Source organism: Lysinibacillus sp. 1 U-2021 (assembly GCF_029916965.1).
Taxonomy (GTDB): domain Bacteria; phylum Bacillota; class Bacilli; order Bacillales_A; family Planococcaceae; genus Lysinibacillus; species Lysinibacillus capsici.
This window is the reverse complement of sequence record NZ_CP123966.1, coordinates 113451-136814: the sequence shown is the minus strand read 5'-3', so window position 1 is coordinate 136814 and position 23364 is coordinate 113451. Positions and strand designations below refer to the sequence as shown.

23 protein-coding genes are annotated in these 23364 nt (G+C 38.7%); 6 read left to right on the top strand and 17 right to left on the bottom strand.

From position 1 onward, the window contains the following. Positions 1-37: 37 nt before the first annotated feature. The 4 genes from cysC to QH639_RS00645 form a co-directional block, all read right to left on the bottom strand. Positions 38-631 (bottom strand): adenylyl-sulfate kinase, encoded by a 594-nt coding sequence (cysC, locus tag QH639_RS00660; protein ID WP_259420256.1) that lies wholly within the window; start codon positions 629-631, stop codon positions 38-40. Then, positions 628-1767, bottom strand: a complete 1140-nt coding sequence (gene sat / locus QH639_RS00655; RefSeq protein WP_259420257.1) for a sulfate adenylyltransferase — start codon at positions 1765-1767, stop codon at positions 628-630. The genes cysC and sat overlap by 4 nt, the downstream gene beginning before the upstream one ends. A gap of 70 nt (positions 1768-1837) precedes the next feature. Next, the gene (locus tag QH639_RS00650; RefSeq protein ID WP_048394449.1) at positions 1838-2902 is read right to left on the bottom strand and encodes a sulfate permease; all 1065 of its coding nucleotides are present in this window, start codon (positions 2900-2902) and stop codon (positions 1838-1840) included. 12 nt (positions 2903-2914) lie between these two features. Then, positions 2915-3616: a phosphoadenylyl-sulfate reductase gene (locus QH639_RS00645; protein WP_281115512.1), complete on the bottom strand. Its 702-nt coding sequence runs from the start codon at positions 3614-3616 to the stop codon at positions 2915-2917. A 464-nt stretch (positions 3617-4080) separates the two neighbouring features. Here QH639_RS00645 and QH639_RS00640 point away from each other — a divergent pair, with 464 nt between their 5' ends. The 4 genes from QH639_RS00640 to QH639_RS00625 are packed head-to-tail and all read left to right on the top strand — an operon-like array spanning position 4081 to position 7950. Beyond that, positions 4081-5133: a sulfate ABC transporter substrate-binding protein gene (locus QH639_RS00640; protein ID WP_131522550.1), complete on the top strand. Its 1053-nt coding sequence runs from the start codon at positions 4081-4083 to the stop codon at positions 5131-5133. Between the two features lie 11 nt (positions 5134-5144). Then, a complete protein-coding gene (gene cysT / locus QH639_RS00635) occupies positions 5145-5978 on the top strand; it encodes a sulfate ABC transporter permease subunit CysT (RefSeq protein WP_131522549.1) in 834 nt (277 codons plus the stop codon). Positions 5979-5988: 10 nt separating this feature from the next. Then, positions 5989-6864, top strand: a complete 876-nt coding sequence (gene cysW / locus QH639_RS00630; RefSeq protein ID WP_281115511.1) for a sulfate ABC transporter permease subunit CysW — start codon at positions 5989-5991, stop codon at positions 6862-6864. A gap of 15 nt (positions 6865-6879) precedes the next feature. Next, positions 6880-7950: a sulfate/molybdate ABC transporter ATP-binding protein gene (locus tag QH639_RS00625; protein WP_131522547.1), complete on the top strand. Its 1071-nt coding sequence runs from the start codon at positions 6880-6882 to the stop codon at positions 7948-7950. Positions 7951-7994: 44 nt separating this feature from the next. Here QH639_RS00625 and cysI read toward each other — a convergent pair whose 3' ends face one another. The 7 genes from cysI to QH639_RS00590 form a co-directional block, all read right to left on the bottom strand. After that, the gene (gene cysI, locus QH639_RS00620) at positions 7995-9710 is read right to left on the bottom strand and encodes an assimilatory sulfite reductase (NADPH) hemoprotein subunit (protein WP_259420260.1); all 1716 of its coding nucleotides are present in this window, start codon (positions 9708-9710) and stop codon (positions 7995-7997) included. Positions 9711-9833: 123 nt separating this feature from the next. Then, complete coding sequence (locus tag QH639_RS00615) at positions 9834-11627, bottom strand: assimilatory sulfite reductase (NADPH) flavoprotein subunit (protein WP_281115510.1); 1794 nt, start codon at positions 11625-11627, stop codon at positions 9834-9836. Between the two features lie 41 nt (positions 11628-11668). Then, the gene (locus QH639_RS00610; RefSeq protein WP_004228347.1) at positions 11669-11818 is read right to left on the bottom strand and encodes a YezD family protein; all 150 of its coding nucleotides are present in this window, start codon (positions 11816-11818) and stop codon (positions 11669-11671) included. After that, positions 11818-12558: a sirohydrochlorin chelatase gene (locus tag QH639_RS00605; RefSeq protein ID WP_281115509.1), complete on the bottom strand. Its 741-nt coding sequence runs from the start codon at positions 12556-12558 to the stop codon at positions 11818-11820. Before QH639_RS00605 ends, QH639_RS00610 begins: the two co-directional genes overlap by 1 nt. 12 nt (positions 12559-12570) lie before the next feature. Next, the gene (gene cobA / locus QH639_RS00600; RefSeq protein WP_054549436.1) at positions 12571-13344 is read right to left on the bottom strand and encodes a uroporphyrinogen-III C-methyltransferase; all 774 of its coding nucleotides are present in this window, start codon (positions 13342-13344) and stop codon (positions 12571-12573) included. 364 nt (positions 13345-13708) lie between these two features. After that, entirely contained in the window at positions 13709-13912 is a 204-nt protein-coding gene (locus QH639_RS00595; protein WP_016991509.1) for a hypothetical protein, read from the bottom strand. Between the two features lie 135 nt (positions 13913-14047). Then, complete coding sequence (locus QH639_RS00590; protein WP_281115508.1) at positions 14048-15556, bottom strand: leucyl aminopeptidase; 1509 nt, start codon at positions 15554-15556, stop codon at positions 14048-14050. A 123-nt stretch (positions 15557-15679) separates the two neighbouring features. Here QH639_RS00590 and QH639_RS00585 point away from each other — a divergent pair, with 123 nt between their 5' ends. Continuing rightward, a complete protein-coding gene (locus QH639_RS00585; protein ID WP_131522542.1) occupies positions 15680-16162 on the top strand; it encodes a divergent PAP2 family protein in 483 nt (160 codons plus the stop codon). An 89-nt stretch (positions 16163-16251) separates the two neighbouring features. Here the strand turns inward: QH639_RS00585 and QH639_RS00580 are convergent, their stop codons facing one another. From QH639_RS00580 to QH639_RS00555, 6 genes are all read right to left on the bottom strand, one after another. Further along, entirely contained in the window at positions 16252-16581 is a 330-nt protein-coding gene (locus tag QH639_RS00580; RefSeq protein ID WP_004228336.1) for a YuiB family protein, read from the bottom strand. Positions 16582-16826: 245 nt separating this feature from the next. After that, the gene (locus QH639_RS00575; RefSeq protein WP_004228334.1) at positions 16827-18620 is read right to left on the bottom strand and encodes a carbon starvation CstA family protein; all 1794 of its coding nucleotides are present in this window, start codon (positions 18618-18620) and stop codon (positions 16827-16829) included. 117 nt (positions 18621-18737) lie between these two features. Then, the gene (locus QH639_RS00570) at positions 18738-19481 is read right to left on the bottom strand and encodes a LytR/AlgR family response regulator transcription factor (RefSeq protein WP_131522541.1); all 744 of its coding nucleotides are present in this window, start codon (positions 19479-19481) and stop codon (positions 18738-18740) included. A gap of 6 nt (positions 19482-19487) precedes the next feature. Beyond that, positions 19488-21239, bottom strand: coding sequence for a sensor histidine kinase (locus QH639_RS00565; protein WP_131522540.1), 1752 nt, complete (start codon positions 21237-21239; stop codon positions 19488-19490). Between the two features lie 25 nt (positions 21240-21264). Next, positions 21265-21762, bottom strand: coding sequence for an NUDIX hydrolase (locus QH639_RS00560; protein WP_281115507.1), 498 nt, complete (start codon positions 21760-21762; stop codon positions 21265-21267). A 328-nt stretch (positions 21763-22090) separates the two neighbouring features. Continuing rightward, complete coding sequence (locus tag QH639_RS00555; RefSeq protein ID WP_048394421.1) at positions 22091-22465, bottom strand: HesB/IscA family protein; 375 nt, start codon at positions 22463-22465, stop codon at positions 22091-22093. A gap of 186 nt (positions 22466-22651) precedes the next feature. Here QH639_RS00555 and QH639_RS00550 point away from each other — a divergent pair, with 186 nt between their 5' ends. Beyond that, the gene (locus QH639_RS00550; RefSeq protein ID WP_048394419.1) at positions 22652-23344 is read left to right on the top strand and encodes a DUF2225 domain-containing protein; all 693 of its coding nucleotides are present in this window, start codon (positions 22652-22654) and stop codon (positions 23342-23344) included. The last annotated feature ends 20 nt before the right edge of the window (positions 23345-23364 follow it).

Here is a 23364-nt window from a genome sequence, read left to right as displayed (position 1 = left end):
AATCTGCCCGATTACTAAATCGAGCAGATTTTTTTAGTTAAATATATCCCTTGGCAGTTAAAATATTTGTCAGTTGCTCCACACATTCTTCTATGGAATGCTGTTCTGTATCCAAAATAACTTCTGGGTTAATTGGTTCTTCATATGGAGCGCTAATCCCTGTAAAATTAGTAATTTCAGCATTCCTTGCTTTTTTATACAAACCTTTAGGATCTCTTTTTTCACATGTTTCTACTGAACACTTTACATAGACCTCTAAAAATTCACCATCCTCTACAAGTTCACGGACTACCTGACGATCTTCGCGATAAGGTGAAATAAAAGCCGTTAGCACAATTTGACCGCTCTCTATAAATAACTTTGAGACTTCACCTATTCGACGAATATTTTCTTTGCGCCCTACCTCATCGAATCCTAAGTCACTATTTAAGCCATGACGCACATTATCACCATCTAATACGAAGGCTTGATTGCTCCTTTCAAATAATCGACGGGCAAATGCATTGGCCACTGATGATTTCCCTGAAGCAGATAAACCCGTAAACCATAAAATAAAGCTTTGATGTTTATTTTTTGAACGGCGTTCTTCTTTTGTAATGGAGGCTTCATGCCAAACAATGTTTGAACTCATTTCACTACCTCCTTACTCATACCTTTAATTAAAATGTCTACGACTTCTTTACGACTGAATGTACTTGGTGGTACTTCTCCATTTCGTAGCATCTCACGTACCTTCGTTCCTGATAGAATGACATGGGCAGAGCTATCATGTGGACACGTCTTTGTCGTCGCCATGCCTTCACATTGCTGGCAATAAAAGCTATGCTCAAATTTCAGTGGGACAATTCCTAATTCATCTTCAGTAAACTGCTCAAAAATCTTTTGTGCATCATATGTGCCATAATAATCACCAACACCTGCATGATCACGACCAACAATAAAATGCGTACAGCCATAATTTTTTCTAACAAGTGCATGAAAAATAGCTTCCCTTGGTCCTGCATACCGCATAGCGGCTGGGAAAATACCTAATTGTACACGACTTTCAGGATAATAGTTTTCTAATAAAACCTCATAGCTCTCCATACGTATAGCAGCTGACACATCATCTGACTTTGTTTCTCCAACAAGTGGATTTAGAAATAACCCATCAATCGTTTCAAGTGCTGCCTTTTGAATATATTCATGCGCCCTATGGACTGGATTACGTGTTTGGAAGCCAACAATAGTTTTCCATCCCTTGTCAGCAAATAATTGTCGCGTTTCTATTGGGTCAAATGAATAAGCAGGGAACTTTTGTGTAAGACGTTTAATTAACGTAATTTTTCCTCCAACATAAATGGCAGGACGATCAAAAAGTTTTTGAACGCCCGGATGTGCTAAATCCTCTGTTCCATAGACAAGTAAAGCCTCTTTTCGTTTATTCGGCTCATAAATATCTGCTACTTCAATAACGCCATATACTTCATCACCATAAACCAGCTTCACCTCGTCACCAGGCTGTAAAATGGACGCTTTCTCTTTTGTAACAGGTAATGTAATCGGAATACTCCATACTACACCTGATGCTAAACGACTTTGTGCCACGACTGACTCATAGTCTACTTGTGTTAAAAAACCTTCAATTGGGCTATACCCCCCTATAGCAATTAGCTCTAAATCACTCAACGAAATTGCATCCAACTCAATTTCCTTATGAATAGTTGTGATTTTTTTTTCCGGATTAAATGCTTGCACAAGTAGTCCACCATGTGGTTGTAGACTCATAAAAATCTCCTCCTAATTCTAGTTAAATACTAAGTTTTATAGTCAAAAGATAGTGATGATATGATTCAATTTAAATGCCTTCCCCTGCATCATAGATAGACTGCTCTTCTTCACGCATCGTACGCATCAGACTAATGACCCCTAGCGTCCCAACAATAATGCTGCCATTTAAAATAATGGCATAAAGGTCTTTTTCTAAAAATAACTGCACTAAAAAATAAGAAATGACTAATGAAAAGATGGGTGATACAACCCAAATACGTATAATTTTTTTCACTATATGCTTATGGAAGATTTGCTTTCCGTTTTTCGCCATCCCCATACCAATGATGGATGAAGAAGTGACTTGTGTTAAGGGTACTGGAAGCCCAAAAATTGAGCTTACGCCAACAAGCAGTGCACCTGTACTTGAAATGAGAATGCCCTCTGCCTTTTGAAAGCGCACTATTTTTTTACCGTTTGTTTCAAGCACTCGTTTACCAAGTAGCAGAGCACCTATTGCGACAAATGCACCGCCAAGCACAATGCCCGTTGTCACATCCATCATTCCTGCTCCCACCAACGGCCCAACTGCATTGGCAACATTATTCATCCCCGCTGAAAATGCTTCGAAAAATCCTGCTAAAACGAGAAGAACAGTTAAAATTGGTCGATCTTTCAGCAACCCTGTGTTTTGTAACTTATATAATAACTTTCCACAGACAAGAGCAATGACAAAGGCAACAAGCGGTACAATCACCCAAAATGATATAATGACAAGCAGCGAATTGACGAATAGTACTTTATAGGCAATTCCTACACCCACGACAGCACCCACTGTTACTTCACTCGTTGATAAGGGAATGCCTAAAAGATTGGCGAAAAATAACGAGCTTGTCGCAGAAATCAAGATAATGATAACAACCTTTACCGTAATATATTCCTGGGGCATAATGCCTGAGCTTATCGTTTTAACTACCTCTCCTCCGCCTAATACAGCTCCACTGTAGACGCCTATCGCGCATAAAAGCAATGCTTGCCACGCTTTTTTGATGGCACCTGCCCCATAAGCAACACCCATTGAGGCTGCTGCACCACTTGCTCCTATGTTCATCGCAAAAAATAAACTAATAGCTATTGCAAAATATTCAAGCATGGCAGAACTCCTTTATTCATGTAACCCGCACTCGGTTTTACCAGAGCCTTGCCATCTACCTGAACGTAAATCCTCCATTGTAAATGCTGGTTTCGTACAATGCTCACAGCCGATGCTTGGATAGCCTTGATCGTGTAACGGATTATATGGCAAACTGTACTTTGAAACATAACGCCAGACATCCTTCCAAGTCCAATGAATCAATGGACAAACTTTAATCGATTTAAATTTATCGTCACGATTTAAAAAGTTTGTTTGTTGACGTGTTGGTGATTGCTCACGACGTAAACCTGATATCCAAGCCTTTTTACCTGATAAGGCTTCGTGTAAAGGTTTTATCTTACGAATATCACAGCACTTATTTGGGTTGGTTTTCCATAGTTCGTCACCATGTTGTGTCCCTTGTTGCTCAAGTGTAAGGGTTGGCTTTTTCATGACAATGTTGAGTTGTGGATATTTTTCTTTGACTTTATGAATGGTTTCATATGTTTCTTTAAAGTGTACATCTGTATCTAAAAATACAATCGTAGCGTTAGGCTTTACCTTTGAAATGAGATCAATTAAGACAATGCCCTCAATACCAAAGCTACATGCATAGACGATTTCATCTCCATATTCTTGATAGCTCCACTGTAAAACCTCTAGTGCAGCCTTATACATATCATCAACCTGAAAATCAATGATCGGTTCTTGCCAATTTTCGTAAGTTAACATCGAATCCCCCTCATAGCAAAAAAGGCGTTTTAACAAAAGACATAGGAAAAACAGGTCTTTGTTAAAACGCCTCTAGTTTGACTAGCCAGCTCTATATTTAATGATTGTTCACTAGTAGTTGTTACCTCGTACTACAATCATTCTTCTTATTACCAAATATATACTAAAGTACACCAAGCAGTCAACTAGGTTTTTTAAATATCTTTTCCATACACCCATTTTTTTTGCTCTTTGCTGCATATGATGAGTGGTATCTAAGGACACTTTTATTAATTTTCAAAATAAATAATCTTTTTTATAATTCCTTGTTGACTAATAGGAAATATATGTTTAATGTATTACTAAAGCTTTGACCTAAAAAAAAACGCTGATCAGAGGATCTGAAGGCCATCTACCCAATGTTGTCATGTCATTGTGGGTGATGGCTTTTTGCATTCTTAAGACAGAAAAGGGGCGGATTTACTATGAAAAAAAAGAGCTATGTTCTCCAATCATTGGCATTATTAACTATTCTAACGCTTAGTTTAACTGGCTGTGGAAGTGCTAACTCAGATGAAAAAGCAAGCGGTCAGGAAGACAAGAAGTCTGTAGAGCTACTAAATGTTTCCTATGATCCAACACGGGAGCTTTACGATGAGTTCAACAAAGATTTTATAAAAAAATGGAAGGATGATACTGGCCAAGACGTCACAATCAATCAATCACATGGTGGATCTGGCAAACAGGGGCGTGCAGTGATTGATGGTCTTGAAGCCGACGTTGTGACACTCGCACTCGCTTACGATATTGATGAAATTGCTCAAACGCGTGAGCTGCTGAATAAAGATTGGCAAACCGAATTTGATCATAATTCGACTCCCTATACATCTACAATTGTTTTTTTAGTTCGCAAGGGCAATCCAAAAAACATACAAGATTGGGATGATTTGATTCAAGATGATGTAGCTGTCATTACACCTAATCCCAAAACCTCTGGAGGTGCACGTTGGAACTACCTAGCTGCTTGGGCTTATGCCGGAAAGTTATATAACAATGATGAGACAAAAATAAAAGAATTTATGAAATCACTTTACAGCAATGTAGAAGTACTTGATTCTGGCGCTCGTGGAGCTACAACAACATTCGTAGAACGTAAAATTGGAGATGTCTTAATTGCGTGGGAAAATGAAGCATACCTCTCTCTTAATGAATTAGGTAAGGATGAATTTGAAATCATCACGCCTTCATTAAGTATTTTAGCAGAGCCACCAGTTGCAATTGTAGACAAAATCGTAGATAAAAAAGGGACACGTGAAGTCGCTGAAGCTTACTTACAGCATTTATATAGTGATACAGGGCAAGAAATTGCGGCGAAAAATTATTATCGACCACGTAGTGAAACGATTCTAGCAAAGTATAAAGATCAATTCCCTCAGCTTGAACTTGTTTCCATCGATGATTTTGGTGGTTGGTCACAAGCACAAGCAACCCATTTTAAAGATGGTGGTACCTTTGATGAAATATACGTACCACAATAAGGAGCGTTTTGATGAGCAGTTTAATCATTCCTAAAAAATCGCGTCGAATTATTCCAGGCTTTCATTTATCTCTTGGTTATACAATGCTTTACGTAAGTTTACTAGTGTTACTACCACTTTCCATGATTTTCATTCATACCATGTCCTTAAGCTGGTCAGCATTTATCGATATCATTACAGATCCCCGTGCTGTTGCTTCCTACAAAGTGAGCTTCAGCACTGCACTGATTGCAGGCTTACTAAATGTTTTTTTCGGTACGACTATGGCATGGGTTCTCGTTCGCTATCAATTTCCCTTTAAACGAATCATTGATGGGCTTGTAGACTTACCTTTTGCATTGCCTACTGCTGTCGCTGGAATTGCTTTAACATCTCTTTATGCACCAAATGGTTGGATTGGTCAATTTTTTGATTTTAAAATTGCCTTTACACCTCTTGGCATCATTATTGCTTTAACCTTTATCGGGCTACCCTTTGTTGTACGAACGGTCCAGCCCGTTTTACAAAATATCAGTGCTGAGGTGGAGGAAGCTTCGGCAAGCCTTGGAGCCAATCGTTTACAAACCTTCCGTAAAGTCATCTTACCAGAGCTAGTACCAGCTATTTTAACTGGCTTTTCCTTGGCCTTTGCGCGCGCTTTAGGTGAATATGGCTCGGTTGTTTTTATTGCAGGAAATATGCCGATGAAAACGGAAATTACGCCGTTAATTATTATGACAAAGCTTGAGCAATATGATTATGCGGGGGCAACTGCCATAGCTGTTGTCATGCTTGTGACATCCTTTATTTTGTTGTTCACCATTAACTTGATACAATGGCTAGCCAATCGTCGGTTTGTACATTAGGAGGTACTATATGGAACAATCAACTTTTATTCAGCAGGCTAGTACAGAAAAAAGGAAGGCAGCTACTCAGTCTGCTGCCTTACAGGAGCCTCGTATTATTCGCTATACGTTAATATTTATTGCCTTAGCTTTTTTAGCTTTCTTTATCGTACTACCTTTAGTATCTATTTTTATTACAGCCTTTCAAAAAGGAGCCGACGTTTACTTCGCTGCGATTACACATCCAGATGCATTAGCTGCTATTAAGCTTACTATAATCGTCGTAGCCATTACTGTACCCCTCAATGCGATCTTTGGCGTAATGGCTGCCTGGGCACTTACAAAGTTTAATTTTAAGGGGAAGAATCTATTACTTACTATGGTAGATTTACCTTTTGCAGTTTCACCTGTTATCGCAGGTTTAGTGTTTATTTTATTGTTTGGCTCACAGGGACTATTTGGTGATTGGTTGTTTGCACATGATATTAAAATTGTTTTTGCACTACCTGGCATTGTCCTTGCCACAATTTTCGTCACATTGCCCTTTGTTGCACGTGAATTAATACCGCTGATGCAAACCCAAGGTACATCTGAGGAAGAAGCGTCCATTTCATTGGGGGCAAGTGGCTTTAAAACCTTTTGGTATGTCACATTACCCAATATTAAATGGGGACTATTCTATGGTTTGATTTTATGTAATGCACGAGCCATCGGAGAATTCGGGGCTGTGTCTGTGGTATCTGGTCATATCCGTGGCATGACAAATACGATGCCCCTTCATATTGAAATTCTCTATAATGAATATCAATTTGCAGCAGCCTTTGCAGTTGCTTCCTTAATGAGCGTAATGGCCATTTTTACATTAATTGTGAAAGACATTATTGCTTGGAAATCAAAATCTAGTTAAAAGGAGATGATCTCAATGAGTATACAAATTCAAAACGTATCCAAAAAATATGGGTCCTTTCAGGCACTAGAGGATATATCCGTACATATTCAGTCTGGGGAACTAGTAGCACTGCTTGGCCCTTCTGGATCAGGAAAAACCTCATTATTACGTGTGATTGCTGGGCTTGAAACAACGGATGTCGGCAACATTTTATTTGATGGTCAATCCATCACAGATCGTCATCCAAAGGAACGCAATGTGGGCTTTGTCTTTCAACATTATGCGCTTTTTCGCCATATGACGGTCTTTGACAATGTAGCTTATGGCCTGAAGGTCCGCCCTCGAAAAAGCAGACCTTCAAAACAACAAATCAACGATAAAGTGATGGAATTATTGCAACTTGTGAAGCTTGAAAATTTCTCAGATCGATATCCAACACAGCTCTCAGGTGGGCAACGACAACGTGTCGCACTGGCAAGAGCGCTTGCTGTAGAGCCAAAGGTACTATTATTAGATGAACCATTTGGAGCTCTCGATGCAAAAGTACGTAAGGAGTTACGTCGCTGGCTTCGAAAGTTACATGATGAATTTCATATTACAAGTATTTTTGTGACACATGACCAAGAGGAAGCTCTCGATGTCGCAGATCGCATTGTGGTCATGAACAATGGCAAAATCGAGCAAATTGGTAGTCCAGATGAGGTCTATACAAACCCCAAAAGTCCATTTGTCTATGATTTCTTGGGCAATGTTAATCTATTTAAAGGTCGCTTACATAATGGTAAGCTCATGCAGGGTGAAGTTGTACTTGATGTACCTGATGCCCTAACACATTCAGAGGACAATGCGATAGGCTATGTACGTCCACATGATATTCAGATTGAGAAAACAAGTATTTCAGGTACAGTTCCTGTTAAAATCAGCCACATTCATTTGCTAGGACCTATCGTTCAAATCGAACTACGCCGTGAGGATCTTGATGAATTTTTAGAAGCAGAGGTATCAAAGGAACAATTTCATCTTCTTCAACTGAAGGTGGGCGATCAGGTATTTGTAAAGCCGAAACAATTAAAGGTGTTTATTCCTGAGGATTATTCTATATAAAAAAACCATGTAGCAAAGAAAAATTTGCTACATGGTTTTTATTTTTAATGAAATTCTCTTCCATCATACACTGCTGTGACATAGCCAGCACGAATGACAAAGTCTCCAAAATGTTCGCCCTCTAATCGTTCCTTTGAAAAATGCAGCAGAATGGGGCGTAGCTCTGCTAAAATTTCCTCTTCACCAATATTTTCACGATAGATTTTATTTAAGCGATTGCCTGTAAAACTTGCACCAAGGTACATATTGTATTTACCTGGCCCTTTGCCAATAAAGCCGATTTCACCCATTGCTGCACGTGAACAGCCATTTGGACAACCAGACATGCGAATAACAATTTCTGTTTCATTTAAGCCAGCATCATCAATAATGGCATCAATTTTTGTTATAAGAGAAGGTAAATAGCGCTCTGCTTCTGCCATGGCTAAGCCACATGTCGGTAATGAGACACAGGCAATGGAATTGCGGCGTAAGGCAGAATAATGCGCACCATCTGTTAGCTTGTATTGTTCAATAAGCGTATTTATTTGTTTCTTTTTCTGGGGTGTTACATTGCTAATCATTAAATTTTGGTTCGGTGTTAAACGAAAATCACCCGTGTGCACCTTAGCTATTTCACGTAAGCCAGTTAACAACTGATAATCCTCAAAGTCTTTTAAACGGCCATTTTGAATAAATAACGTATAATGCCAATGACCATCTGCCCCTTTAATCCAGCCAAATTCATCACCTGTACGCTCAAAAGTATACGGACGAGCCTGCTGAATTTCCCAGCCTAGACGACGCGTTAATTCTTCTTGGAACCATTCAAGTCCTCTCGCATCAATCGTGTATTTAAATCGTGCATTTTTACGGACAGAGCGATTTCCATAATCACGCTGTATCGTGATTATTTTTTCTGCTGTTTCTAGTAATTTGTCTGGCGTTATAAAGCCAATTTCACGAGCAAGCTGTGGATAGGTTTCATGATCACCGTGTGTCATGCCCATACCTCCACCAACCGCTACGTTAAAACCAACAAGCTGATTGTCTTCAACGATGGCAATCAGTCCGATATCTTGTGAAAAAACATCTACATCATTACTTGGTGGAATCGCAATACCAATTTTAAATTTACGCGGCAAATATTGAGCTCCATAAATCGGTTCAATTTCTTCATCCTGACTATCTACTACCTTTTCTCCATCTAACCATAATTCATGATAAGCGCGTGTTCGCGGCAGTAAATGCTCACTTAGTTTGGCAGACCAATTATAAACCTCTTCATGTAATGCAGACTGGTTTGGATTGACATTACACATCACATTACGGTTCACATCTCCACATGCCGCAAGAGAATCCAATAACACCTCATTGATTTCCTGCATATATTTTTTAACATTCCATTTTAAAATGCCATGTACTTGAAATGCTTGACGTGTTGTTAATTTTAAAGAGCCATTGCCATACTTTCTAGCCATTTCATCCATCACAAGCCATTGTGCTGGGGTAGCTGCTCCACCCGGTGTTCGTACACGTACCATAAATTGATAGGCAGGTTCTAGCTTTTGTTTCTGACGTTCATTCCGAAGATCTCGATCATCCTGTAAGTAACTGCCATGAAATTTCATAAGGCGATTATCGTCCTCTGGAATACCAGAGCTTAATGGATTGTTCATGGTACGTTCGAGTGTTCCACGTAGGTAATTACTTTCGGTTTTAATACGCTCTACATCACTTGGTTTCCCAGGCTGTGGAGGTAACACTATTTTTTCAGTCATTCTTTATCGCTCCTTTAATCCATTACACCTCAGCATATTGGGCATACCTGAGGGTTTACTTGCTAACAAAGAGATCAACTCATTAATAAGGGAAGGTTTTCAAGAAATTTGTGTTGAACTCCATTAATAAACGTCACGTTGGTACCGTTTTTGCTGTTTTAATTCATTCACATAGGCTTTTGCTTCCTCTGGTGTTTTCTGTCCTTGCTGCTCAATAATTTGATGAATGGTTGCATCCACATCAGATGCCATTGATTTTTCGTCACCACATACATAAATGACAGCCCCCTGCTCCAGCCACTCATAAAAACTTGCGGCATTTTCTTGCAATTTATGTTGAACATAGATTTTTTGGTCTGTATCACGTGAAAAGGCTACATGCATGTGACTTAATGTGCCAGCAGCTAGCCAACGTTGCCAATCCGTTTGATAGAGGAAATCCGTAACAAAATGCTGATCACCAAAGATGAGCCATGCTTTCCCCTCAATCCCTAACTCTTCTCGCTCCTCTAGAAAAGCTCGATATGGTGCAACACCTGTGCCTGCACCAATCATAATAATTGGCGTTTCATTATTCTCTGGCAATCTGAAATTCGGATTTTTATGAACATAGATTGGTAATGTATCACCTATTTGTATTCGTTCTGCCACACTTCCAGAGCAAACACCAAGGCGTTGTCTACCTGCTGTTTCATAGCTTACCTTGCCAATCGTTAAATGAACCTCTTCGCTATTGGCCTTTTGGCTACTAGCAATAGAATAAAGTCGAGCTGGAATTTTACGCAGTAACTCTACAAACTGCTGTGCACTCCAAGTAAATGGTGTAAATTCCTCTACTAGATCGAGTAAGTCTCTTCCTTTTGCATAGTCCTTCCATGCTTTTGGTTCTTCAAATAGCTTAGTAAATTCTTTATGCACTGTATAAGCAGCAATTTTTTCGAGTAACGGCTTAGATAACACCGTAATTTCTAATTTTTTCTGTAGTGCTTCTTTTATTGTTATTGTTTCATCAAAAACAGTCACTTCTGTCTCCGAATCAAATTGAAGTGCTGTCAGCAATGCATTGACTAATTGTTCATCATTCTCTGGCAGAATGCCAATGCTATCGCCAGGTTCAAAATGAAAATTAGCTCCCTCAATCGATAATTCAAGATGACGCGTCTCTTTATTGGAGCCACGACCATTTAGATTCATATTTTCAAGTACTTCAGCGTAAAATGGATTTTTTCTTGAATATGTAGATGCTTCAAGTACTTGCGCCCCTTCATTGTGTGCTGAAGTAGACGTTGCTGAAGTTGCGTGCTGAAAAAATTCCTGTTGAACCGCAGAGAACCACTGTGCAGCTGCGTCATCATAATCTACATCGCAATCTATACGAGGAACAATTCTTGTTGCACCTAATTGTGCAAATCGCTCATCGAAGTCCTTACCTGTCTTACAGAAAAATTCATAGGAGCTATCCCCTAAAGCAAGAACCGAATAGTGTAGGTGCTCTAGTTTAGGCGCCCGTTTGCTATGCAAAAATTCATAGAATTGTATCGCTTGATCTGGTGGATCTCCCTCTCCATGTGTACTCACAATAAGTAATAGATTGGTGATCTTTTTTAAATTACTAGCTTTAAATTTCCCTAATGATGAGACAGTTACATCTACCTGCTGTTCTTTTAAAGCTGCTGCATACTTTTCAGCTAATCCTTGACTATTGCCTGTTTGGGAGCCATATAAAATTGTTATTGTTTTGGTAATCGGTTGGGCTGCTGGTGGTGCCTGTTCAACAATTGCTTCAAGAGTTGCTTGGGGAGCACTTAGGTAACCATTTAGCCAAAATTTTTGTTCAATTGTTAATTTAGGGAGAAGCTCGTTTAATAACTTCACCTGCTCTTCATTAAATGGACTGTTTATTACTTGTAATTTCAATCTTTGCCACCTCACGAATATCATCTTTTCGTATTTTTAATTTATCGAAGTCTTATTTTTTCCTTTTTCTCAATCTGAACCACATAAGAATTTTGAACAATCAATGTAATTGATCCGTGGTTCACAGTATTTAACATTTGGCGGACATTATCTAATGCTAGATTTACATTTTCAGTTCTTTTATCTACCATTACGAAACACCTTCCTCTTTAAAATGTAGTAATTCATCAATACGTTCCACTAATACTTTTTTCACATTGTTGTCATAGCCTAAGCTTTCACATAACAAAATGTTATGGCTGTCAAAGCCTTGTAATCGCTTGGCAATACTTTGTCTTAAAATGCCTGTAAATAATAAATAAGGGACAATAAAAGTTTGCTGTTGCTTCCCCTTAGCTTGCAGCAACCAGTCTTCAAAGGTTGGTCCCATTCCGTATAAGAAGCATGTATCAACGGCTTTATAGTGATATTTAGTACGTAGCCTTTTGGCTATTTTGGCTAAATCCCTCTTAACGGCTGGATCACTACTCCCCCGTCCTATGAGTAAAACACTCGCATTGCTGTTAGGTTGCTGTTTTTCTATTATCCTAGCTTGTAACGTGTCAATTAATCGTTCATGAATGCCAAGAGGCTCACCATATGTAAACTTTACATATGGATATAGTTTTTGAGCTTTTGCCATTTCTTTCGGAATATCATGCTTTGCGTGTTGAGCAGCTAGTAGGAGAATAGGCATTACGGCAATCGCTGTTGCCCCTTTCCGAATACAGCTAGCAATGCCTTCTGCAATGGTTGGTGTTGCCAGCTCTAGAAAGCATATTTCCTGAATAGGTACTGCCACTTCTTGTTGAACGCCGTGAAGAAAGTTTACGGCCTGCTCTACACCTTCCTTGACACGACTGCCATGTGCAATATATAAAATAGCCTGCATAATCCCACAACCTTATCCCGTTATTTGGATTGGCTGTGCTGGGTTTTGCTCAAACCAATGAATGGTTTCTCTTAAGGTCACAACCTTCCCTACTAATATGATGCTAGGGTTATGAATATTTTCTGTACGCACAATTTCCTCAATTGTAGCTAAAGTACCCGTAACAGTTCTTTGCTTAGTAGAAACTGTTCCCCAGTGAATAACAGCCACAGGCGTTTTTTCATCACGGCCATATTTGAGTAATTGTTGACGGATATACGGAAGATTACCAACACCCATATAAATAGCAATTGTATCAATCCCTTTTGCAAGACTTTCCCAACGGATAGCATCTTCTTTTCCGTCCTGCATATGCCCAGTAACCATAGCAAAACTCGAACCTAAGTTACGATGTGTGACAGGAATACCTGCATATGCTGGAGCTGCTATACCTGACGTAATACCAGGCACAATTTCAAAGGGAATTTGATGCTTCGCCAGCACATCTGCCTCCTCTGCACCTCTACCAAAAACAAATGGGTCTCCTCCTTTTAATCTTGTGACAACATATCCTTGTTGGGCATAATCAACAAGCGTTTGGTTGATTTGCTCCTGAATCATGGCATGTTGCTGAGGCAACTTCCCGCAAAAGATTAATTTAGCGTCTTTCTTGGCATAGGCTAACAGCTCTTTATTAATGAGTCTGTCATATAAAATGACATCTGCACATTCAATGCAACGTAATCCTTTAATCGTAAGGAGGTCAACATCTCCAGGACCTGCACCGACAATATAAACTTTCCCCATTTCATCTCACTCCTTCTGTCAATTACGCCTCGTTGTCATGGCATTTCAGATTTATTAAAACTGCTAATAAAGGTCCTCCGCAAAATAGGGAGTTTTCTATACCTGACACTTTGCTTTCGGTACAAAAACCTTTACTGAATTAAGATAAAGAAAAAAGGCTAATATTATCCTTAGGCACAAAAATGCCTATGAATAATAAAAGCCTCTAGTTTGCTAGTCAGCCACATATTTAATTCTTAGTAATATAATAAGAATAATAAATAATTTAGTATATTCTGTCAACACTAAATTTGATACTTCGTTAGGCACAATAAAAACCAGTTGTCGATATCAAGATCGACAACTGGCTGATGTAATTATGTGCTTACCATGGTCTACGATATCGCGGACCTGGTCGAAAATATGGACCTGGTGGATATGGTCGATAGTTTGGATAATATGGATTGTAAGGATATTGATTAAATTGAGAGCCAAGGAAACTGCCTAAAAAACCACCAAAAAACGGTGCGCCAAATGGCCAAATAAAGCCTCCAAATCCTCCGCCTGGATAACCTCCGAAATTGCGCATATGCTACCTCCCCTTTTTACTCTATCGTATGAAGGAAGATACATCTATCATATGTAGAATGCCTATTCTATCGGGATTAGTGCATAAATCACAAAAAATCAGCGAGAATAAACTCCCGCTGATTGACATGCTTTATTATTTTTCTTCCCCTAAACGTTGGACAAAATTCGCGAGTGTACGGACCATAACACCAGTACCACCCTTAGGTCCTAAATCATGTACAGCTACTGCATCAGATGTGCCTGCTATATCCAGGTGAATCCATGGTGTATCACCAACAAATTCGCCCACAAAGCCACCGCCGAAAATCATATGACCATCACGACCAGGTGAATTATTTAAATCAGCTACATCTGATTTTCGAATTCTTTTTTTATCATTCTCTGTTAAAGGCATGCGCCAAACAAATTCATCTGTCTCTTTTGCAGCTTCCATAAATGCTTCAAAAAATGCATCATCATTTGCAAGAGCACCTGTTTTATCCATACCTAGTGCAGTAATAACGCCTCCAGTTAAAGTAGCAACATCGATCAGTGATGTAGCCCCTTGCTGTTTAGCATATGTAGTCGCATCTGCCAGAACTAAACGCCCTTCTGCATCCGTATTTAATACTTCTACCGTTTTTCCACTGTACGTCGTAATCACATCATCTGGTTTAAACGCTGTATCAGACACCATATTATCTGTAGAACCGATAACGGCTACAACATTTTTATTTGGACGTAATTCTCCGATAATTTCCATCGCACCAAGTACAGCAGCAGCACCACCCATATCACCTTTCATACCAACCATAGAGTCCTTTGGTTTTAAAGAATAGCCGCCTGTATCATACGTTACACCCTTACCAACAAGGCCAATTGGATCTTCAAAATCTTCAGTCGCTTTATATTTTAAGGTAATTAATCGTGGTTCTTCATAAGAGCCTTGGTTAACACTCAATATACCACCCATACCTAGTTCCTCTAATTGTGCTTTATCTAATATCTCTACTTCAAAATCGTATTCCACAGCAAGAGATTGTGCATAGTTAGCTAAATCAGTAGCTGTTAGTAGATTTGGAGGTAAATTAATTAAGCTACGAGCTTCATTGACAGCATCCGCGTAAATCACACCTACCTCAAAGCTTGCCACCACTTCATCTAAATCCTCTGCTGTAGTCACAAGGTGAACAGCATCAATACGTTTATCTACTTCGTTTGAAGTGGTTTTATAATGTGGGACAGCATAATAGCCAAGGCCAATTCCTTCACCCGCTAAAAATGCTACATCTGCTGTTGAAATTGACTCTGTTGTAAATGATTCAAGCCAGATGGAATACTCTTTTACTTTTAAAGATCTTAATTCTTTTCCTACCAAACCAAATGCTGCGCGAATATCACCTTCTGTTAGGTTTTTACGCTCATCTAAACCTACGAATACAATACGTTTCAGGTTGGCATGGTCTTTCACAAATGGTAATTTCGTTAATTTCTTTAATTCAGTTGAGACGTCCCCTGCACTAATCCATGTATCAAGGGCTTCACCGTAAAAAGTTGAAAAGCTTGCCCAGTCCTGCATTTGTTCACGATGTTTTGTGACTCCTACCACTAATAGTTCAGTAGAAATCGTTTCAAATGTTTTTGCTTCTTTTACAATATGCATGTAAATTCCTCCATTCCATATACTATTATAACGAAGTTTCTGAAAAGCGCGTAATATTTGCCTAAATCTTCTTTTAGAAAATAATGAATGTTATAATAAAAGCAATTATTTACGAAGGTTGTGATGAGATTGAGTTTACTCCAAAATACCCCATTACTAATTGCCCTCTTTGCGGTTCTCTTTGCACAGTTTGTTAAAATCCCCATTCATTTTTTAATGACCAGACAAGTAAAATGGGGGCTTTTTACCTCAACGGGTGGAATGCCTAGTTCTCACTCTGCTTCTGTCACTGGTTTGGCAACCTCAATTGCCTATGAGACGGGTTTGGAATCCCCAATTTTTGCGGTAGCCGCCATGTTTTCCATTATCGTAATGTACGATGCTAGTGGTGTTCGTTACCAAGCAGGGCAGCATGCAGCCATTTTAAATCAACTGCGTAAGGATTTCCAAACATTGCTTCATGATTTAAAAAAATGGCCACAGATGGACGGACAAGAAAAAATGGAGGAATTAAAAACATTATTAGGCCATAAACGAAGTGAAGTATTTTTTGGGGCTCTCACGGGTATTTTTATCGCTATCATAGCCTATGAGTTTTTCATCTAACAGACATCAACACATCCTCTAGAGGAGGCTGTGTTTTTTTGTATAAAAAAAGTATTCCCCCTTCAATTGAAGAAAGAATACTAAGCATGTTAGAACATGCGATAGCCACTTTTACGTAAATAAATCATCACGATACCCGCCACAATAGAACCTGCAAAGCCACCTGATAAAATAGCAATATCCACAAACTGAAGTGCCTGTAATTTATCAATTAATGCTGGGAATGCAGAACCTGGCTTAAAAATATAATCTAAGAAGCTTACTTCATCTACAATAAAGATGACAACAATTGGATACACAATTGCCATTAACCATGTCATTCGTAACAGCATATTTAACAAGAATCCGATACCAAAGAACATGACGAAAAATAACAAAATAGAAATGATTAACTGTACTAATGAAACTGGACCATCCATGTATGTATAACCTCCGTTTTCCTCTCATTAGTTTACATGATTACGACACCGCTTTCAATGAACATATCCTTGTTTTCGCTTGTTCGTCATATTTAGGAAAATCATCAATCGATCATCTATGGTTGATCTTTGAATTTAGGGGTATATGCTTCTTCCGCGGGTATTTGCTTCTCCTTCGTCGTAGATGCTTTTTTCACCAAAAAACTATTGAAGACAAATGCTTATCTTCAATAGTTTCTATGATTTTATGAAGTTGATTGAGCTACTAAAAACTTTGGTGATTTCCAAAGCTGTGCCCATTTTTTAAATGCTGTCAGCACAATTAAGAAGCCAAGCATTAACATGATAACAGATAAAATCCCATTTAACATATTAAAGCCTGCAGCGGCTGGATTCCAGTATACATTTTTAATCATCCAATAGCCTGCAACGTTGACCGTAATGTATAAATAAGCCAATGGGATAAAGCATGTCAATGCATAGATGCGTTTATCTGCGACCTTCAATACCATCGTCACGCCACATACTAGACCAATGGCTGCCATTAGCTGATTGGATACACCAAATAATACCCAGATTGAGCTTATATCCCCTGAATACAATAAATAGCCCCACATAAAGCAGGCAAGTGCACTAGCAAAAATTGTACCTGGTACCCAATTGGTACGCTTCAGTGGTTTATAAACATTGCCACCAAAATCTTGTATTAAATAACGAGCTACCCTTGTTCCAGCATCAATGGCTGTAAGAATGAAAACCGCCTCAAACATAATGACAAATTGATAGAAGTACGAAGATAACTCGGCGAACCAAGGAATACCTGTAAAGATATCTGTCATACCAACTGCTAGCGTTACAGCACCTCCTGTTCGTCCTTCCAAGTCCATGCCGATACTTTGAGACAATGCTTGTAGATGAACGGGCTCCATTCCTAATGTAGCAAACACAGCTGGTGCTGAGTTAATCGCAAAATAGTCGGCTGGATGAAGAGCAGTAGCTGCAATTAAAGCCATTACACCTACTAGTGACTCTACTAACATAGCACCAAAGCCTACAATACGGATGTCCTCCCAACGATCAATCATCTTAGGCGTTGTTCCTGAGCCTACAAAAGCATGGAAGCCAGAAATGGCACCACAAGCAATTGTAATAGAAACAAACGGCCACACAGGACCGGCAATTACTGGTCCACCACCATGAATAAACTCTGTCAATGGAGGGAATTGAATAGCAGGATTAACAAAGAAAACGCCAATAATTAGTGCAATAAATACCCCAATCTTCATGAAACTACTTAAATAATCACGAGGTGCTAATAATAGCCACACAGGTAATGCAGCGGCGAAAAAGGCATAAATCGGTAAGATGATAGCTAATGTATCCCGATCAAATGTTAAAAAATCACCGAATGCTGTGCCTTGAATCAGCGGTCCGATAAATACCCCAATCATTAATAAAATAAAGCCTATAGTAGATGTAACAATTAAATTACCTGTTTTACGATAGGCAATACCCACAAGCATGGCGATTGGTATCGTAATACCTACCGCAAACGTTCCCCATGGATTGCGCTCTAAAGCACCTAACACCACCATCGAGAGACCTGCCATTGTAATCGTAATAATGAATAGCATCGCAAGGCCTGTACAGAAACCTGCGATAGGACCTAACTCCTCCTTCATCACTTCCGATAGGGATTTACCACCATGACGCATGGAAGCGAATAAAACAACAGCATCATGAACTGCCCCGCCAATTACTGCCCCGATTAATAGCCATAGAAGTCCAGGTAAATACCCAAATTGTGCCGCTAGGATTGGTCCAACTAAAGGCCCTGCTGCTGCAATCGCTGCAAAATGATGCCCAAAGGTTACCCACTTATTCGTCGGAACATAGTCTTTACCATCTTCCAAAGCGTGGGCTGGGGTGGGCGTATCATCTTTTATTTTAAGTACCTTCTTTGTAAAGAAAATGCCATACAAACGATAGCTGATCATCAAAATACAAATAGACCCTATCACTATTGTAATCGCATTCATGTAAACACCCCTTTTACTTTTTCCACATCATAGCAAAGGAATGTCCCTATTATTCATAAAATAACTGAAATGTCAGAATTTAAAGCTGAAAGGTTGTATTTGTCCGTTGAAATGCAATTACTTTGATAGGTCAAAAATTTTCCGTACCTCCTTCATATACAGCCTACTGACAGGAATAGAATGTCTGTTGTGCACAATTAAATTAAATTTAGAACTACTCCAAGGCTCAAGTTCCACAATATGCTCTAAATTGACAATATACGCGCGATGGACACGTACAAACCCTTTTAAAGTAAGTCTTTTTTCTAACGCTGCCAATGATTCGGAAGCAATAAAACGTCCCTGCTCTGTTACAACAACCGTTTTACTATCCTCAGAGGTACAATATAAAATATCCTGTATTTTCAATAATAAAATTCGATCGTTTGCATAAACTGTTAACTTATCGAGCTTATCCAGCTGCGACACCTTTAACTCCTCCATTGTTTTTGCCTGAGCAGCTCTTTTTTTAGCTAACAGTTTTTCCACAGCTGTTTGTACCCTTTCTGCCTCAAAGGGTTTCAATATATAATCAAATGCATTGACTTCAAATGCCTGTAAAGCATAGTCATCGTAGGCTGTAGCAAAAATAATTTCAGGTCTCTGTGCATTCCGTAATAATTGTTTAGCTAAGTCAAGTCCATTGTTTATGCCTAATTCAATATCTAAAAATATACAATCGACTTCTTCAAGCTGTGCCGCTTTGCACAACTCCTCAAGATTTTCAGATTCACCACAAACATTCACTAATGCTGTTTGTTCTAATAAATAACGCAGTTCCGCTCGTGCTAACGGTTCATCATCCACAATATATACATTCAAATTTTTCTACTCCCATCTAGTCGCCTTTAACGGCAGTTGAATCATAATTTTTGTGCCCACATCTAACGTACTTGTTATATGAAAATCAGCCTCCGAACCGTAAATTTCATGAATTCGCTGATAAATATTCCATAAAGCCGTGCCTGTCCCTTGTTCCGATTCCATAATACGTTTACCTAGTTGTTTCACCTGTTCTTTCCTCATGCCACACCCATTATCCTCGGTCAACAGCAGTAGCTTATCGTTCACGCGTTGTACTTTGACATAAATTTTGCCTTCTTTACGATTTTTAAAGGCATGATAAATAGCATTTTCGACAAGAGGCTGTAAGGTAAATGGAGGAATCTGGACATCAAAGAGCGATTCATCCATCATAAACTCAACTTCATAGCGATTCGGAAATCTTGTTTGCTCAATGGATAAATAGGCTTCAACATGATCAATTTCATTTTTTAATGGAATAAGCATTTGTCGTGCGCCCTGCAGATTGCTTCTAAAGAATGTACTAAGCTTGATTAACAACGCTCTCGCCTCATCTGCATCTGTTCGAATCAAGCTCGAAATAGTATTAAGGCTATTAAAGAAGAAATGAGGATGGACTTGTGCTTGTAATGCTTTTATTTCAGCATCCTTTAATAATTTCCGCTGCTGTTCAATTTCAGCATATTCAAGCTGTGAGGAGAAAAGTCTACTTAAGCCCTCTGCTAGCTCCTTCTTCACCCCTGTCAAAGAATCCGCTTTAGTGAAATAAAGCTTTAAGCTTCCAACTGTTCGATGCTGCACCTTCAAGGGCAGGACAATGGCAGCACGTAATGGGCAGCTAGCGTGTGGACATTGAATTTCCTTTTCAGATGTAGCCATTAAAATTTTGCCTTCCTCTAATACCCGTTTCGTCAAAGCCGTCATGATTTCTCGATGAATTAAATGATGATCCTCACCAACGCCAACATGTGCTAACACCCCATTTTTATCGGTAATAGCGACCGCATCTACTTTTATTTCTCTTTTAATAATTTCTGCAACCGTTTGGCATGATTCTTCATTCAAGCCCTTACGAAAATGCTCAATTGTTTGTTGGGCAATTGAAAAAGCTTGATGGGTTTGTAATGCCTTTGTTCGCTCCTCTTCATCAATAAACGTTTTAATAATCATGAAAAATAAAAATATCCCAAAGGCATTCATTAAAATCATCGGCATTGCAATTAATGAAACTAACTGCAAGGCCTGCTCAAATGGCTTCGCTACTACTAAAATTACCAGCATTTGAATCGTTTCTGCACAGATGCCGATAATGACTGCTTTCTTATAGGAAAAAGTTTGACGTATTTTAAAGCGTTTACTTAAACCACCTGTAATGAAGCCAGCTAGAATCGTTGAAACACCGCAGGCTATTGCTGTAAAACCACCAAGTGTAATTCGGTGAATACCTGCAATAATTCCTACACATACACCAACAAGTGGTCCACCAAAAATTCCTGCAATAGCGACACCAATTAATCTCGTATTAGCGATGGCCTCCTCCGCATTGATTGTGCTATGTATCATCTGATTTAAAGGATGGATTGTCCCACTTTCAATTTTAATCCCTGTATAACTGCTGATAATACATAGGCTACTAAAGATAATGATGAGCCATATTTTCTCTTTCGTTCCTTGCTCCTGAAACAGCTTTTCTCGAAAGAGTCGCCATCTTGACATTAAAAAGGCAAACACAATGATCAGCCCAACTCGCTCTAACATAAATAAAAACAGCTCCATCAAAGGTCACCTCCTAAAAGTCATATTATTTTTTAAAGAATAAACGATAAGAGGTATAACCAAAAATATCACCTGGATTAATCCCTTCTAGCGCCTCTAATTGATGTCTTTCAAATTGATTGGAAGCCATTTCCTTTAACATCACAGAGGTTGTTTCATCTTGTGCTAGCTCCTGAGGGTATAACCATTTAGCTTCTAAAATTTCTTTTTCTTGAATGGAAACCTGCTGCTGCTCATCTAGCATTCGACAATAAAAAATGGCCATATTATCACTGATGTCATCACGGATGACACCTGTTCTAAATCCAATTAAGCCTGAGACTCTACAATCGATGCCTGTTTCTTCTTTGATTTCACGAATGACCGCCTCATCCACCGTTTCTCCTGCATTAACAAAACCTGCTGGCAATGACCAACGCCCCTTCAAGCCACTATAAGCCTTCTTTACAACCAACCATTGCCCAAGCTCATTCACTGTAACACCCGATACACCTAACCATATTTTCCCACGATCTTTTTTCATAACCTTCACCTCTATCTACCTATTATACCTGCTCACTTTCTATGGAATGAAGCATTAATTCAGAATTTTACAGCTAATCCACAGTGAAAATGCTTCTTTCATTCAACCTCAGTGAAAGAAGCTATAATACACTGCCTAGAATTTCATTAAATACGTTCATAAAAATTGGTTGGAAGTGTCATTTAAGTAGATGATTTTAACATCGTTACTTACAAACAGGAAAATAAAAAGAAAGAAAAAAGCTCCTTTCATTCATCATGTTTTGCAACATCATCAATCAAAGAAGCCTATTATGGTTAGCCCATTATTCGAATGGATTTATTTAATTTTATTCACAAACCTCAGGCGTACCTTCACGTTTTGCTGTTCTAAATGAAGTACCGCAACCACATGATGCAATGGCATTTGGATTATCGATGGTGAAGCCACCGCCCATTAGCGATTGTTTATAGTCAATTTTTGTTCCCATCAAAATCGGCGCATCTTCACGGGAAACAAGAATTGTTAAACCATGCTGTACATCTTCAAAATCATCATCTTTTTTCTCTTTATCAAAATGCATGCCATAGGATAGCCCGCTACAGCCGCCACCATTCACCACTACACGTAAAAAAGAACCTTGTTCTTCATTATGCTCCATCATTTCATTAATATGAAAGCCAGCAGCCTGTGTCACTTCTATAATTTGCTTTGTACTTGTCATCCCAATCACCTTCCTTCTTACGTATTATCATAACAATTTTGACCATTGTATGACAAACATTCAGCTTCAAGTCGATTTTAAGTTATCATTCTCATATTTTTCACATTAATAGTATTTTTTATTCATGTTTATAAAAACATCATTGGTATAATAGTTACAACGAATTCTTGGCAGGGGGTAATATATATGGAGATTTCACCATATTATGAGAAAAAAATTCAATGTTTAAATTGCAAAAAAGAATTTCCAACATTAAAAGTGCGTTCAAAATTTATTAAAGTAGATCATACGGAAACAGATTTTCAACCTATTTATGCAGATGAAGTGAATGCTCTCTATTATAATGTTTTTGTATGTGAGCATTGTGGCTTTTCCTTTACAGAAGACTTTACAAAATATTTTGCACCGGGTATCCAAGATGATATACGTACACAAATTACAGAAAAATGGGTGCATCATGATTTCAAGGGTGAACGTACTGTATTTCAAGCCATTCAAGCCTATAAGTTAGCGTTTCTTTGTGGCACAATAAAAAAAGAAAAAAATGTTGCGATTGCTGGACTAACTTTACGTCTTGCATGGCTCTATCGTTCCTTGAACAATAGTGGACAAGAAGAGCGCTTTATGAAATTAGCTCGTGATTATTATATGGAATCTTATTCAACCGAGGACTACAGCTCCACACAAATGTCAGCTGTCCGAATTATGTATATGATTGCTGAATTATCTAGACGTATTGGAGATATTGAAAATGCGACACGCTTCTTTTCTAGAGTCATTGAAAAACAAAGTGTCGGTGGTGAGGCAAAAATTATAGATATGGCGAAAGAACAGTGGGCCATTATTCGTGAAGAAAAAGAACATGCGCGTCATAAATAGGTAAATAAAAAAGTTCTAGC

Bases quoted from the DNA above. Each gene is read 5' to 3' on its own strand.
- QH639_RS00610 (WP_004228347.1), bottom strand. From the start codon at position 11,818: ATGGTAGATAAAAGAACTGAAAATGTAAATCTAGCATTAGATAATGTC.
- QH639_RS00550 (WP_048394419.1), top strand. From the start codon at position 22,652: ATGGAGATTTCACCATATTATGAGAAAAAAATTCAATGTTTAAATTGC.
- QH639_RS00640 (WP_131522550.1), top strand. From the start codon at position 4,081: ATGAAAAAAAAGAGCTATGTTCTCCAATCATTGGCATTATTAACTATT.
- QH639_RS00625 (WP_131522547.1), top strand. From the start codon at position 6,880: ATGAGTATACAAATTCAAAACGTATCCAAAAAATATGGGTCCTTTCAG.
- cysW (WP_281115511.1), top strand. From the start codon at position 5,989: ATGGAACAATCAACTTTTATTCAGCAGGCTAGTACAGAAAAAAGGAAG.
- cysI (WP_259420260.1), bottom strand. From the start codon at position 9,710: ATGACTGAAAAAATAGTGTTACCTCCACAGCCTGGGAAACCAAGTGAT.
- QH639_RS00585 (WP_131522542.1), top strand. From the start codon at position 15,680: ATGAGATTGAGTTTACTCCAAAATACCCCATTACTAATTGCCCTCTTT.
- sat (WP_259420257.1), bottom strand. From the start codon at position 1,767: ATGAGTCTACAACCACATGGTGGACTACTTGTGCAAGCATTTAATCCG.
- QH639_RS00590 (WP_281115508.1), bottom strand. From the start codon at position 15,556: ATGCATATTGTAAAAGAAGCAAAAACATTTGAAACGATTTCTACTGAA.
- QH639_RS00565 (WP_131522540.1), bottom strand. From the start codon at position 21,239: ATGGAGCTGTTTTTATTTATGTTAGAGCGAGTTGGGCTGATCATTGTG.
- QH639_RS00575 (WP_004228334.1), bottom strand. From the start codon at position 18,620: ATGAATGCGATTACAATAGTGATAGGGTCTATTTGTATTTTGATGATC.
- QH639_RS00645 (WP_281115512.1), bottom strand. From the start codon at position 3,616: ATGTTAACTTACGAAAATTGGCAAGAACCGATCATTGATTTTCAGGTT.
- QH639_RS00650 (WP_048394449.1), bottom strand. From the start codon at position 2,902: ATGCTTGAATATTTTGCAATAGCTATTAGTTTATTTTTTGCGATGAAC.
- QH639_RS00595 (WP_016991509.1), bottom strand. From the start codon at position 13,912: ATGCGCAATTTCGGAGGTTATCCAGGCGGAGGATTTGGAGGCTTTATT.
- QH639_RS00605 (WP_281115509.1), bottom strand. From the start codon at position 12,558: ATGCAGGCTATTTTATATATTGCACATGGCAGTCGTGTCAAGGAAGGT.
- cobA (WP_054549436.1), bottom strand. From the start codon at position 13,344: ATGGGGAAAGTTTATATTGTCGGTGCAGGTCCTGGAGATGTTGACCTC.
- QH639_RS00560 (WP_281115507.1), bottom strand. From the start codon at position 21,762: ATGAAAAAAGATCGTGGGAAAATATGGTTAGGTGTATCGGGTGTTACA.
- QH639_RS00580 (WP_004228336.1), bottom strand. From the start codon at position 16,581: ATGGATGGTCCAGTTTCATTAGTACAGTTAATCATTTCTATTTTGTTA.
- QH639_RS00555 (WP_048394421.1), bottom strand. From the start codon at position 22,465: ATGACAAGTACAAAGCAAATTATAGAAGTGACACAGGCTGCTGGCTTT.
- cysT (WP_131522549.1), top strand. From the start codon at position 5,145: ATGAGCAGTTTAATCATTCCTAAAAAATCGCGTCGAATTATTCCAGGC.
- cysC (WP_259420256.1), bottom strand. From the start codon at position 631: ATGAGTTCAAACATTGTTTGGCATGAAGCCTCCATTACAAAAGAAGAA.